Source organism: Paenibacillus sp. GM2FR (genome assembly GCF_002803325.1).
Taxonomy (GTDB): Bacteria; Bacillota; Bacilli; order Paenibacillales; family Paenibacillaceae; genus Paenibacillus_AQ; species Paenibacillus_AQ lautus.
In genome coordinates this window covers 1,910,734-1,923,268 of sequence record NZ_MKZM01000008.1, presented here as the reverse complement: position 1 = coordinate 1,923,268, position 12,535 = coordinate 1,910,734, and the positions used below count along the sequence as shown (strand labels likewise).

The following is a 12,535-nucleotide window of genomic DNA, read 5'->3' as shown; positions in this document are numbered from 1 at the left end:
CTTTTCGTTATGTGCCCAACTGCCTGCCAGCGTACCAATTATTTTCTTTACTTACGAGAGGATCGAGGCGTATAATTCGTTCAGACATCGGAGTGAGAAGAGGAGAATTAATTATGAACAATGGGTTGGTCAACGCTATTATCGCGTATATCATGTGGGGGGTCCTCCCGCTTTATTGGAAGTTGTTTGACGAAGTACCGGCAGGCGAAATTCTATCACATCGGGTTGTCTGGTCGTTTGTCTTCATGGGGATTCTCGTCGCCGTCCAGCGCCGCTGGGGTGACATGAAGCGGATTGCGGCTAGTCGCTCGCTCCTGCTGTCGCTCGCCGCCAGCGGACTGCTGATCGCAGCTAATTGGCTCATCTTCATCTGGGCGGTCAACAATGGCCATGTCGTCGAGACAAGTCTCGGCTATTATTTGAACCCGTTGCTGAACGTGCTGCTAGCGGTCGTCTTCCTTCGTGAGAAGCCAAACCGCGGCCAATGGCTCGCGATTGCCATCGCTGGCGCTGCGGTGCTTATCATCGCCATCGACTACGGGCGGTTCCCGTGGATCGCGATCTCGCTAGCCGTGTCGTTTGGCTTGTACGGCCTCGCGAAGAAGAAGATCGTACAAGACGCTTCTGTAGGCTTGCTGTCGGAGACGGCTGTAGTCCTGCCCCTCGCGCTCGGCTACTGGATCTATTTGGCCGCCGCGGGAAAGACGACGGCATGGACGCTGCCTCCGTCCATGTTCGTCGAACTGCTTCTTTCCGGCGTAGTAACGGCGCTGCCGCTGCTCTTCTTTGCTCGGGCGGCTGCCCGGATGACGCTGTCTACGCTCGGCTTCGTACAATACATCGGCCCGACGATCATGCTGCTACTGAGCGTATTCGTGTTCAAGGAATCGGTCTCGCCGGTTCTGCTCGTCGGCTTCGCGCTCATCTGGACAGCGCTCGTCGTATACGCTACGGCATCGGTTCGCAGCACGAAACTCGCGAAGGTGAGCTGACTTCAAAGGCGCCCCGGTACCGTCATAACAGCCATTTCCGTCCGATGGGGCGGAGATGGCCGTTTTCCGTTTGTGGTGTTATCTGGCATACCTGAGCACGTTGCTGAACAAACGGGTACGATAGTTCAATAAGGAAGTTGACAACAGAAACACTGGAGGAGCTGCCGTAAAGCAGCTCCTTTTTGCGAGCTCACAAATTAAGTTGTTTGGTAACCATTTGTCCTGCCTGGTGATAAGCTAACGGGCAGATTAGTGGAACAAAGAGGAGGAAGGCTGATTAAGGGAACATTGTAATTTAAAAATTACGCGACCACGGCCAACCTTAGTAAAAACTATAATTTATATAGATTAAGAAAAGGGTTGGTTTAAAGCCGATAAAAGAAGAAACAAGTGGAATCGGTATATTTTATCCAGAAAAAACACCAACGCAAAGAATAGGAGTTCAGCCTGATATTCGTCTTGATCCAACCCTTCGAATTTTTAAAACCCGTTTGACTTCATCATCAACGGGTTTTTATTTTTGCTATTAGTAATAGAACGTATATATATAATTATTAATTAAAATCACTACGGCTGTGAGTGAGAACAATTATTTTTTTATACCAGTTCTACACCAAAACAGATCCGACGAGTAACAGCTATCGGGGGGACAAGAACATAGTCCGATTACTGATTAGATAAGCATTTAACTACTTTCTTGGCTCTAATCTTGAAACGACTAGACAGAAGGTGCAGCGGAGGGACGGGTCAAGTATTTCTTCTATGGGACCATCTATTGAATAATCACCCGTAATGACGATGCATGCATATATCTGCAGTTTTCGAGGAGCGACGTATTCGGGTTTTTTGGGGTATTCCGAACAGGATTATATATATTTTTTCCTCAGCCCATTTACCTAAACTACAAAAAACCACACCGCATTGTTGCGTCCAACAATTGGGGTGCAGTTCATTTGCGTTCTGCTTTTTTGTTAAGGAGGGATATGATCCGAAAAATCAACTTAGTGAGCAGAGTCCTTTATCAAATATTCCATGTTTAGCATACCCATTAATTCGGTGACTGCACCGCCGAATGCCGTGATGCCATGCTGGACAATACAAACACGGCAATGATGGCGATGAGTACGCCGAGTACCCCGAACCAGGTAATGGATGCCAAAGAAACACGGTTAACGATCAGCCCTCCGATTCCTGCGCCGACAGCCATGGCAAGCTGCATCATGGAACTGTTCAAGCTCAGCATGATACCCGAGGATTCAGGAACAAGCTTGACCAGGTTAAATTGCTGCGCCGGAGCGGATGACCAGGCGGCAAAAGACCAGAGGATCAGAATGGCGAAAACGGCAATGACCGACTGTCCGACCAAGGATAGCAAAATCAACGAAATGACGTGAAGCACCATACCTGAAACGAGCGTGAATATAATGCCTCGTTTATCCGCGCTGTATCCGCCGACTTTGGAGCCCATCAAACTGGCAATGCCGAACACGAACAGAGCTGCGCTAATCAATGATTCATTTAAATGAGTCACCTCTAGCAGAAAAGGGGAGATGTAAGTATAGGCAAGGGAATATCCGCCCAACCAGAAAAAAGTAATCGCTAAAGCAACCAAAACCTGTGGTTTTTTTAACAAAGCAAATTGATTGATCAAAGGGACAGGTTTGTCGCCCTGCATACGTGGAAAAACCGCAGCAATGACAAGCATGGCAATGACCCCGACAATTGCGATGGTCAGAAATACCGCTTTCCAGCCAAAAGCCGAGGCTACCATTCTGCCGAGTGGGACGCCGATGATGAGCGATGCGGTAATGCCCATGGTGACATTGGCGATGGCGCTGGCTTGCTTGCCTGGCGGAGCGATTTTGGCGGCGATACTGAGCGCGTTAACGGTGACCACCCCGGCGCCTAACGCCGTAATGATTCTGGCGGCAATGAAGAGACCTAAGCCGGACAATATAAATGTCAGCAGATTTGCGACAATAAAGAGGCCCAGCGAATAAAGTAGGAGCTTACGCCGGTCCATTTTGGCCGTCAGCGCCATTAAAATAGGCGTGCCGACCGCATAGGCCAGGGAATAGACTGTAATGAGCTGGCCTGCTGCCGCAACGCTTGTTCCCATCGTCTCTGCGATCCGGTCCAATATCCCGGAAATGATGTAATTGGATGTTCCAACTAAAAAGCTGACCAAGGCTAGAACGTAAACTTTCCATGTGCTCTTCATAATTCACTCTCCTGATGTGTTTAAATAACTATGTTTTCAAAGATATCGAAATATAAATCGAAATTTATGCGTATATCAGCATATACTCATATATTGGTTAATTGTAATCATCAAATCAAAGAAGCCCCCAGCTTGTTGACTGGCTCCTCTGCTGCTTCTGCTAATTCATAGCATTATTCAGATTGAATGCGATCGGAAGCAGCCTCTGCTTCAGCTCCGGCGAGTCGATAACGAGAAACCGCCACGGCTGCAGGTTAGCGGCTGAAGGGGCCAGTGTGACTTGCCGCAATATTTCGGTCAATTCCTCCCGCGAAATCTTGGTCTCGGGATCATAGCTACGAACCGACCGACGTTCTTGGATAACATCAAAAAAAGTTGATGCTCCATCGTTAGTGACGGTTGTGAAACCGACATGGTTCTCTCCTCCTTTTGGAAAAGTGGTATTCTGCATTTTGTTTCAATACAACATTAGTTGTTTGAACAACACTTGTTGTATTTATATGTTATGATAACAACCGAATGATACGCAATCATCAATAACCATAAACCGTTGTATAGACAACACCATCTCTATAATGTCGTTTTATTAGGGGGGATTTTAACTATGACAATTAAAAAGAATGATGCTGATCCTCGTGTGATACGTACACGGCGACTCCTTCAAGACGCGTTTGCTTCATTAATTCAAGAAAAAGACTTTGAATCGATAACCGTTAGGGATATTGCAGAGCGGGCTACTGTTAACAGAGCGACTTTTTATGCGCACTTTGTAGATAAATTCGAAATTCTAGAGGCCAGACTAATGGAATCCTTTATGACAATCATAAATCGTAGAATAAGCGGTCACGAAGTATTAAATGAAGAAACCATTCAGAGTATTTTTCTGGGTGTATGTGATTTTCACAATAGTCTAAGCACTATGTGCAAAAGAAGGTATACATCGCTTGGAGCTGTATTCGAAATTCAAATAAAGGAAAAAATTCAAACGATACTTCTTTCCTTTATAGACAAAGACAAGATGCTATCGAGTCCAAACGCGCAATTCTTAATAAATACAGCTTCTATCATGTTAAGTTGGGGGATGTATGGAGCGGCTTACGTTTGGAACAATGAGGGGCGTCTAATAAGTGCGGAATCATTCGTTAAACAGACTATGCCCTTAGTGATGAACGGAGCCAAAGAACTGCTCGGATAGGTCCTGTAGGTCTACATCGGCAGCCTGTTAACCTAACGTGCAGGAAGTGCGAGGAGGATGTGGAATAAATATACAAACGTTACTGCATAAGGAGGTCGTCATATGCCATTTCCAACGCATATCGTAGCCACAGGCGGATTTGTAGAAGATGGGCAAGGAAATATACTTTTAGTAAAAACTCGTGACGGTGGTTGGGTTTACCCTGGTGGACAAGTGGAAGTTGGAGAAAATCTGATAGATGGTTTGATTCGTGAAATCAAAGAGGAAAGCGGAATTGATGTTTCTGTTGGCAGTTTAGTTGGTGTCTATTCGAATACAGGGACACAATGTTTCTCGTTGCTGAACAAACGGGCAGAATACCCTTAACGAACAGATGTTGCCTGCGTCTAATAGCTGGTTGGAGAAAGATGAAAGGAGTTGAATGTAAAAGATGACAGCATCATTTACACATAAGCCCGAAGGATACGAATGTCCATTTTGTCGTGTTTGGGGTATCGAGGGACCTAATCAGGGAACAAAACAAAAGGAAATCATCTATCAGAATGAAAAGGTAACGGCATTTATAGCGAGCAAATGGTGGCCAAACAATAAAGGACATGTTCTTGTTGTTCCTAATCAACATTTCGAGAACATCTTTGAACTCCCTGCGGATTACGCTGTTGAAATTCACCGCGCGGCTCAGCTTACCGCGTTTGCAATGAAAAGTACATATGGATGTGATGGGATTTCTACGCGGCAACATAATGAGCCTGCTGGCAATCAAGACGTGTGGCATTATCATCTCCATGTTTACCCTAGATATGTGAATGATCAACTTTATCTGACAAAGGGTTCTCAGACCGATCCAGATGAACGCTCTTTCTATGCTGATAAGTTGCGTTCTTGGATAAAAGAAAACATTTAAGGTCTTGGAGGAGCGAATGATAACCATAGTAGGAGATAAACCTGAGATTACGTGGGCCCTTACTAAAGGATTGGGAAATAAATAAGGTTCTCTCACTAAGCTACCGGGAAACGTTAGTTCAATAAAAGACAAGAGAAGGAGCCGTTTACGAGATTGGCTGCCTTTGTTAATGTCGAACGACAAGAACATATAGACATTGAAAGCCGCATAAGTTGCGGTCTTTTTTGTTTTAAGTATTGTCCTAGCTCAATGACAAGAACTTATATATTTTACCGAATAGATGATTATCTAAGGTCAGGTGCGATCGTACCTTATTAAGCTAACGGGCAGTTTAGAACAATATTACAGAGGAGGACATAATGAAAAAAAAATATGTGTTGATATTGATTATGATTTTAACTTTGGTCGGATGCAATAATAAAACAATTTCGCTTACTGGGGAGAGTGATAGTTGGAGTGGCGAATACACAGCAAACATTAATGGAGATAAGGAAAGTGGAAATTTCATTTTTGGTTATAAAAATGCAACTGGCAAAGAACTTAATAATTTAGAAATTACCATTAATGATGGAGAACGCGTCCTTAAAGAGGGGAACCACAGAGGAGCAATAATAGAAATGCCTTCTAGTTGTTCAGGCTGTGCAGTAACGAACGAAACTATGCCTATTAAAGTAGAAATTAAATGGGATGACAAAGAAGAAACTTTTCACTTAAAAACAAAAGACCGATAGAGAAATCAAAGGAGCCTCTATAGTCATATTTATCCTTGGGACGAATCGAAGAGAAGTCGGAGACTATGACGAGAACTTTGGACCGATTGCCGAAATGGACAAGGACAAGAAAATGTTCCGATTACCGATTAGATTAGCAATCTGTAAGAAACAATCCGAACGGAAATGTACTATATTGTAGTTTATGTAGGCCCCTCTAAAGTCTAAAAGAATAAACGACAGACGCACACAAAGGAGTGAAGTTATGAAATTATTGCTCACATCTGCAGGCATTAATAACAAAAGCATTCACGACTCGCTAGTTGATATGCTGGGTAAGCCGATCGCAGACTCCAACGCCCTCTGCATCCCCACCGCGATGTACGGACACCCCTGGGTAGGCCCCGGCGTCAAAGCCTGGCAGTTCATAAGCGGGAATTCCGAGAATCCCATGGTCGACCTGGGCTGGAAGTCCGTCGGCGTGCTGGAGCTCACAGCGCTGCCAAGCATCGACAAAAACCGCTGGGTGCCGCTAGTCCAGGAGACGGACGTCCTGTTGGTTGCGGGCGGCGACGCCCTCTACCTGTGCCACTGGATGCGGCAGTCCGGACTGGCAGACCTCTTGCCGTCTCTGCAGGCGGTTTATGTGGGACTGAGCGCCGGGAGTATGGTGATGGCACCTAACATCGGGGAATTCTTCGTTGGCTGGACTCCACCCACCGGTAGCGATGAAACGCTGAATCTGGTTGATTTTGCAATATTTCCGCATCTTGACCACGAGATGCTGCCGAGAAACACCATGGCTGATGCAGAGAGATGGGCCGCTGGGATGCAAGGGCAGACGTATGCGATTGATGATCAGACCGCCATCAAAGTGATCGACGGAGCGGTCGAAGTTGTCTCCGAAGGGAATTGGAAACATTTTTCGCCCTGATATACTCCGCTGTGGAGCTAATGGGAAACACTAGTTCAAATCAGAAAGATTAAAACCTTCTATTAGAAGCAAACTAGATTTAATAGTTCTAATAGGAGGTTTTGTTATGATTTTAAGTGAGTTATGGCGATTGTATGAGAATGATAAACGTATCCAAGGATTTAGTCCGAAAACATGGAAAGCACACGCCCTCCAGCATAAATGCTGATGAAGGAACTCGGTGACCTGGATATAACCGAGATAACTTTGACTCTGCAGAAGGAGCACTTAGCGAAGCAATCTAATCGGTTGAAGCCAGTCGGATTCGGTTTATTCGTTCCCTCAGTTTATAATCGATGAAGATGTATTTCACTTAAAGATCGATTTCAATCACTGAGGGAAAGGGCGCTACTAAGTTTCTCTACAGTACGGGCTGCCGGGTTGGAGAAGTAGAAAAGATAAATATCGAGAATCTTAACTGGGAAAACTTCTCCGCAATTGTTAATGGCTAGGGTTAAAGCAGAGAGAGGTTTATTTCACGACAGAGTGCAAAGTGTACTTAAGAAGTATCTGGCCAGCCGTGAAGACAACTGTAGAGCCTTATTCGTAACCGATACACATCCGAGTAGACGAATGACCATTCCAATTTTCGAGCTTAGCGCTTATAAGTACTACAAAATCAGGTTAATTAAGCTAACGGGCAGTTTAGTAGAATATAAAGAAAGAATTTTTTTTCTGGATTAGTAAAATACTCCATTTGTGATTAGCAATCCATAAGAAACAACCAAGCTGAAATGTCCTATAATGTAGTTAATGTAGAGATCCCTATGAACAAAGGAGAACTGAAAATGAGAAAGCTTGTTCTATTTTTGCACGCATCGCTTGACGGTTTTGTAGAAGGTCCGAACGGTGAAATGGACATTGGCTGGGTTTCCTACGATGCTGATTTGGAGAAACACGCAAAAGAAATTCTGAGTACTGCCGACACTGTTATTTGGGGACGTGGGACTTATCAGATGATGCACAGCTACTGGCCATCTGTGCCTTCGAACCCATCAGCTTCGGAGCATGAACGGAATCATGCCGAGTGGATCGAAAAGACAGCCAAAATCATTTTTTCCACGACGCTGGAGAAAGTCGAATGGAACAATTCCAGACTGGTGAAAGAAGATGTCGAGGAAGAGATCAAGAACCTCAAACAGCAACCAGGCAAGGATATGGTCATCCTCGGTAGTCCTAGGTTCGCACACTACCTTATGCAGCTTGGTTTAATAGATGAGTATAAAATTACGGTTTCTCCCGTCCTGATCGGCAGCGGGTTGCCGTTATTCCAAGGTATCAAGGAGAAGAGCAATCTTAAACTTATCGAAAACAAGACATTTGCTTCTGGAGCCATAGGCCTCGTTTACCAGACAATTAGATGACCTTGTCTCCAGAAGTAGATTATGCTAACGGGACATGATAGCTCAATGAAGACATTTGAAGGCAGCCGACCCAAAAGCCGGCAGCCTTTTTCGATATCCATTGCCACAGCAGTGGTAAATAGGCGCACTGTATAATAAAAAGACTTCAAGGATTCGGCCCGCAAATATAAAGATATCAAATCCATCCACGAATCATTCCTTTGGATCCATGGACAACCGGCGAAGTATCGGAAATAATGGGAGAAGCGGGGTCCAATCAACCGGGAGAGGTGGAAAAGGATGAAACTAAAATTGATCAAGGCATTGTGGGGCATGGAGGGTACGGGCACATTGGAAGAGCAGATAGCGCGCATCGCTTCCGTCGGCTACGATGGCGTTGAGGCGCCCCTGCCGGCACCTGAAGACGAACAGCGGTTTAAGGAACTCCTCGCAAGCCATGGGCTTGATTACGTGGGGATGATTTTTACCGAAGGGCCAGACCACTTTGCTTCTTTCGAAGCACAATTGGAACGGGCGAAGTCATTTGAACCAATCCATGTCACTGCCCATTCCCTGAAGGACTATCTTACTCTTGAAGAGCAGATCGATTATTTCCGGCGAGCCGTACAGCTTGAGCAGCAGATGGGAGTCCAGGTAGGCCATGAAACCCACCGGGGAAGAGCATTATTTAATCCTTGGGATACGGGGAAAGTGCTGAATGCTGTCCCAGGGCTCGGGCTGACGGCCGACTTTAGCCACTGGTGCTGCGTTACCGAATCCACGTTGGAACATTTGGAGAGCGAATTGGATCTGGCGATCGCCCGCAGCGTACATATCCATGGGCGTGTCGGATATGCGCAAGGACCGCAGGTCCCGGACCCGCGGGCACCCGAGTACGCGCATGAAGTCGCGCGGCATTTTGACTGGTGGCAGCGAATCGCCGAAGCGAGACAGCTTGCTGATGCTACAGAGTTGACCTTTACTCCGGAATACGGTCCCCCGGGATATCTTCATACGCTGCCTTTTACCAATCAGCCGGTTACGGATTTGTGGCAGGTATGCAACTGGATGGTAGAACAATACCGCGAGAACTTCGAACGAATCCAATCCGTGAAAGCCACCTGACAGACATTAGACATGACTGCACTAAAGAAAAAAATGCAAGGCTGCCGCATTGCTTCCAAAGCATGCGGCAGCCTCTTCATATTTGCTGGCGTGGAGGCGGATATTTTCGATAGAGCTTTGATCAGCTGCTCAATGGCGTTAAAACATGGTCCCATAGGGTGGAAGTAAGTAAGGCGAATATCAAACAGGAAGGATTTTATATAGCGTATCAGTTTTGTGTAAGTAAGAATCGGAATAATATCCTTAGACGTTCAAAGATTCTCTCTCCAGAAATCCAATTCGGAGAAGAGACAGCCCAATTTAGGGGTTCATTATTGACTTTGTCTCACCAAATTGGAGTCAAGAGGATCCCTATTTAAGAGTTACATTTCTATTAAACTATATCCAGAAATTAATAAGGATATTGTGGACAGTGGGACTGGCTGCTTATAGAGGACAGTCAATCTTACTCTTGATTGTATCAAGCATATAGCTATAATTATGTTTAAGTGATTAAACGAATGAACGGAAAGGGCCGATCGAATGAACCAGCGAACCGAGCAAGTTCTTCAACAATTCAAAGAGTCCATCCCGCTGTTGGATGTGCTGACCGATGAGAACCGTCAAGCTATAATTATGGTGCTGGCACAGAACAAATCGGGACTAAATGTAAATGCGATATCAGGTCACATCAATTTATCTAGACCGGCGGTCTCCCATCATCTGAAGGTGCTGAAACAGTCTGGTTTTATTCAATCCGAGAAAAAGGGCGTAGAAAATTATTATGTATTGACTGTCCGCAAACCGCTCGAACAACTCAAAACCTTGATTACTGCCATTGAAGCAGAGTGCACTTGGCCTCAGTGATTCCCCAAAGACTTACGTGGAATACTGTAGAGCAGATCATTTTTGTCATATTGGTCCATTTGTTTAAACCAATAATCATAATAGGAGTGATATTACATGAAGGCTATAACCATTGAGAAATACGGGAAAAATGTTCCCTTAGTTATGACAGAACAACCAGTGCCTTATGTCGGAGAACATGATGCGTTAGTGGAAATTCATGCAGCAAGCTTAAATCCTATCGACTATAAAATTAAGGAAGGGAAAGTAAAACTCCTGTTGAGTTACAAGTTCCCTCTAATTTTAGGCAATGATTTCTCCGGCGTTATAGTTAAGGTTGGCGAACGGGTGAGTGCATTTAAGCCTGGTGATGAAGTTTATGGCAGACCACGCAAGAGCCGTATCGGCACATTGGCGGAATACATTGCTGTACATGAGGATGATATATGGTTAAAGCCGCAGAATTTAAACTTTGAAGAGGCTGCATCTATTCCACTGGTCGGACTTACGACTTACCAAGCATTTACCGATATTTTACATCTCCAGAAGGGCCAACAAATTCTGATTCACGCAGGTTCAGGAGGCGTGGGGACGTTCGCCATTCAACTGGCCAAATTGATGGGAGCTTTTGTTGCAACAACAGCAAGCGATAAAGGGTATGAGTTGGTCAAATCAATGGGCGCCGATCTGATCATTAATTATAAAAAAGAAAACTTTGAACAAATGCTTTCTGGATATGACGCTGTTTTTGATACGCTAGGAGGAGCGGCTTTAGAAAAATCGTTCCGTGTCCTGAAGCCAGGTGGACAAATCGTATCCATCTCTGGATTGCCAAACGCAAGATTTGGAAAAGAAACAAAATTGGGTTGGATGAAAACGGCCATTTTGTCTATCGTGAGCCGTGAGATCACAGCGCTAGAGAAGAAGTACCATGCAAGATATCATTTCCTTTTTATGAAATCGAGTGGAACACAATTGAAGGTTTTAAAAGATTTCATTGAAGGAGGCCACATTAAACCCGTTATTGATAAGGTGTATCATTTGGAAGAGACTGCGCAAGCATTCTCGTACCTGCAAGGCGGAAGTGCCAAAGGAAAGGTGGTCATTAAAATAAAGTAACTCCTATGCATATTGGCTATGTATGCGAACATTTTAACCATCTATGATTCGAGAAAATGCAGGTATTAGTGAAAAGAGTGTTCTAGATTGATCTCTGGAAAGACAAGAAGGCAGCCGGTCATTGTGATCGGCTATCTTTGTTAAGCTAACGGGCAGGACTGCTCATGAGTCGGTTTTATGCATCATACGGTTATTAATTGTATTTTATATTTCAATCATTGGATGCCACCTCTATAATGATGCCTATAAGAAATTTGTATACAAAGTAAATTGGAGGACTATTCAATGAGGGAAGAATCGGAGTTAATAAAAGCCATTGATTATTTTGTTCGAGGTGAATTTTATTGTAGTCGTCAACCTGCATCCCAAATATATGATTACGATTCTATAAAACATCTTGCTTTTGGTGCAAATGTGGATGGAAGAACAGACGAGTTTATCGTTTATAATTCAAATCCAGCCCACGTTTTCTATACCATAAATAAACTTGACATTAAAAAGGACTATTGGATTACTGTGTTTTCAGATGAAGAACTGGATGAATATGAAACGAAAGGGTATACCATTAAAAGCAAAGAATTTCTTATGATTTTAAATCTAGAAAGCGGGTCTTTTGAAACAGATACCAAGATCATCAAGCGTGTCAAAACTGAGGAAGAAGCTCAAAGCATTAATCATTTTTTTAATAAGACTGTTATCGAGCCTGAGAAATTAAATGATCCCAATCTGCATTTTTACATTGCTGAGGAAAACGGGTATCCTGTATCTCATGGAAGTTATGCACGAGTAGATCAAACCGTATTTTTGAATAATGTTTTTACGTCAAAAGTACACAGGGGTAAAGGAATGGCAAAAACTCTTTGCCAAAAAATGCTTATCGACGCCAAGCAGGAAGGCGCCGTCCAGAGTGTACTTATTTCTAGTCAAACGGGACATCCTTTATATCTAAAAATGGGTTACCGAGATGTATCAAAAATGTGGGTATTTATGTCGAGGGACAAGAACATGGTCCCATAGAAAGTCGCTATTTTAGCGGCTTTTTTGTTTTATCGGTACAAGTTCTTGTCCCGAGTCAAGGACAAGGACTTGAGCCGATTACCGATTAGATAAGTATCTAACTATGTTTCC

The 12,535-nt window shown here is 44.3% G+C and carries 12 protein-coding genes and 1 pseudogene; 11 read left to right on the top strand and 2 right to left on the bottom strand.

What is annotated here, in order from left to right; all coding sequences use genetic code 11:
- The first annotated feature begins 113 nt into the window (after nucleotides 1-113).
- A complete protein-coding gene (gene rarD / locus PAEVO_RS08790) occupies nucleotides 114-992 on the top strand; it encodes an EamA family transporter RarD (protein WP_100537205.1) in 879 nt (292 codons plus the stop codon).
- 1,048 nt (nucleotides 993-2,040) lie between these two features.
- Here rarD and PAEVO_RS08785 read toward each other — a convergent pair.
- Entirely contained in the window at nucleotides 2,041-3,213 is a 1,173-nt protein-coding gene (locus tag PAEVO_RS08785; protein WP_100537204.1) for an MFS transporter, read from the bottom strand.
- 181 nt (nucleotides 3,214-3,394) lie between these two features.
- Nucleotides 3,395-3,627: pseudogene (locus tag PAEVO_RS08780) on the bottom strand (nitroreductase family protein); the annotation flags it as partial.
- A 190-nt stretch (nucleotides 3,628-3,817) separates the two neighbouring features.
- On the opposite strand from PAEVO_RS08780, the gene PAEVO_RS08775 reads away from it, so the two are divergent.
- The 10 genes from PAEVO_RS08775 (at nucleotide 3,818) to PAEVO_RS08720 (ending at nucleotide 12,424) form a co-directional block, all read left to right on the top strand.
- Nucleotides 3,818-4,408 (top strand): TetR/AcrR family transcriptional regulator, encoded by a 591-nt coding sequence (locus PAEVO_RS08775; RefSeq protein WP_100537203.1) that lies wholly within the window; start codon nucleotides 3,818-3,820, stop codon nucleotides 4,406-4,408.
- 102 nt (nucleotides 4,409-4,510) lie between these two features.
- Entirely contained in the window at nucleotides 4,511-4,774 is a 264-nt protein-coding gene (locus PAEVO_RS08770) for an NUDIX hydrolase (RefSeq protein WP_100537202.1), read from the top strand.
- Nucleotides 4,775-4,838: 64 nt separating this feature from the next.
- On the top strand, nucleotides 4,839-5,312 hold the full coding sequence (locus PAEVO_RS08765) for an HIT family protein (RefSeq protein WP_100537201.1): 474 nt from the start codon (nucleotides 4,839-4,841) through the stop codon (nucleotides 5,310-5,312).
- Between the two features lie 359 nt (nucleotides 5,313-5,671).
- Nucleotides 5,672-6,043 carry a hypothetical protein gene (locus tag PAEVO_RS08760; RefSeq protein ID WP_243390688.1) on the top strand — a complete coding sequence of 124 codons (372 nt, stop codon included), beginning with the start codon at nucleotides 5,672-5,674 and terminating at the stop codon, nucleotides 6,041-6,043.
- Nucleotides 6,044-6,287: 244 nt separating this feature from the next.
- Nucleotides 6,288-6,956: a Type 1 glutamine amidotransferase-like domain-containing protein gene (locus PAEVO_RS08755; RefSeq protein WP_100537200.1), complete on the top strand. Its 669-nt coding sequence runs from the start codon at nucleotides 6,288-6,290 to the stop codon at nucleotides 6,954-6,956.
- 827 nt (nucleotides 6,957-7,783) lie between these two features.
- A complete protein-coding gene (locus tag PAEVO_RS08740) occupies nucleotides 7,784-8,359 on the top strand; it encodes a dihydrofolate reductase family protein (protein ID WP_100537199.1) in 576 nt (191 codons plus the stop codon).
- A gap of 279 nt (nucleotides 8,360-8,638) precedes the next feature.
- Nucleotides 8,639-9,463 (top strand): sugar phosphate isomerase/epimerase family protein, encoded by an 825-nt coding sequence (locus PAEVO_RS08735; RefSeq protein ID WP_100537198.1) that lies wholly within the window; start codon nucleotides 8,639-8,641, stop codon nucleotides 9,461-9,463.
- Nucleotides 9,464-9,985: 522 nt separating this feature from the next.
- Nucleotides 9,986-10,309, top strand: coding sequence for an ArsR/SmtB family transcription factor (locus tag PAEVO_RS08730; protein WP_100537197.1), 324 nt, complete (start codon nucleotides 9,986-9,988; stop codon nucleotides 10,307-10,309).
- Nucleotides 10,310-10,405: 96 nt separating this feature from the next.
- Nucleotides 10,406-11,407, top strand: a complete 1,002-nt coding sequence (locus PAEVO_RS08725; protein WP_100537196.1) for an NADP-dependent oxidoreductase — start codon at nucleotides 10,406-10,408, stop codon at nucleotides 11,405-11,407.
- A gap of 285 nt (nucleotides 11,408-11,692) precedes the next feature.
- Entirely contained in the window at nucleotides 11,693-12,424 is a 732-nt protein-coding gene (locus tag PAEVO_RS08720; protein ID WP_100537195.1) for a GNAT family N-acetyltransferase, read from the top strand.
- The last annotated feature ends 111 nt before the right edge of the window (nucleotides 12,425-12,535 follow it).

Coding starts and splice junctions, on each gene's coding strand:
- PAEVO_RS08760 (WP_243390688.1), top strand. CDS start 5,672: ATGAAAAAAAAATATGTGTTGATATTGATTATGATTTTAACTTTGGTC.
- PAEVO_RS08725 (WP_100537196.1), top strand. CDS start 10,406: ATGAAGGCTATAACCATTGAGAAATACGGGAAAAATGTTCCCTTAGTT.
- rarD (WP_100537205.1), top strand. CDS start 114: ATGAACAATGGGTTGGTCAACGCTATTATCGCGTATATCATGTGGGGG.
- PAEVO_RS08765 (WP_100537201.1), top strand. CDS start 4,839: ATGACAGCATCATTTACACATAAGCCCGAAGGATACGAATGTCCATTT.
- PAEVO_RS08755 (WP_100537200.1), top strand. CDS start 6,288: ATGAAATTATTGCTCACATCTGCAGGCATTAATAACAAAAGCATTCAC.
- PAEVO_RS08740 (WP_100537199.1), top strand. CDS start 7,784: ATGAGAAAGCTTGTTCTATTTTTGCACGCATCGCTTGACGGTTTTGTA.
- PAEVO_RS08785 (WP_100537204.1), bottom strand. CDS start 3,213: ATGAAGAGCACATGGAAAGTTTACGTTCTAGCCTTGGTCAGCTTTTTA.
- PAEVO_RS08735 (WP_100537198.1), top strand. CDS start 8,639: ATGAAACTAAAATTGATCAAGGCATTGTGGGGCATGGAGGGTACGGGC.
- PAEVO_RS08730 (WP_100537197.1), top strand. CDS start 9,986: ATGAACCAGCGAACCGAGCAAGTTCTTCAACAATTCAAAGAGTCCATC.
- PAEVO_RS08775 (WP_100537203.1), top strand. CDS start 3,818: ATGACAATTAAAAAGAATGATGCTGATCCTCGTGTGATACGTACACGG.
- PAEVO_RS08770 (WP_100537202.1), top strand. CDS start 4,511: ATGCCATTTCCAACGCATATCGTAGCCACAGGCGGATTTGTAGAAGAT.
- PAEVO_RS08720 (WP_100537195.1), top strand. CDS start 11,693: ATGAGGGAAGAATCGGAGTTAATAAAAGCCATTGATTATTTTGTTCGA.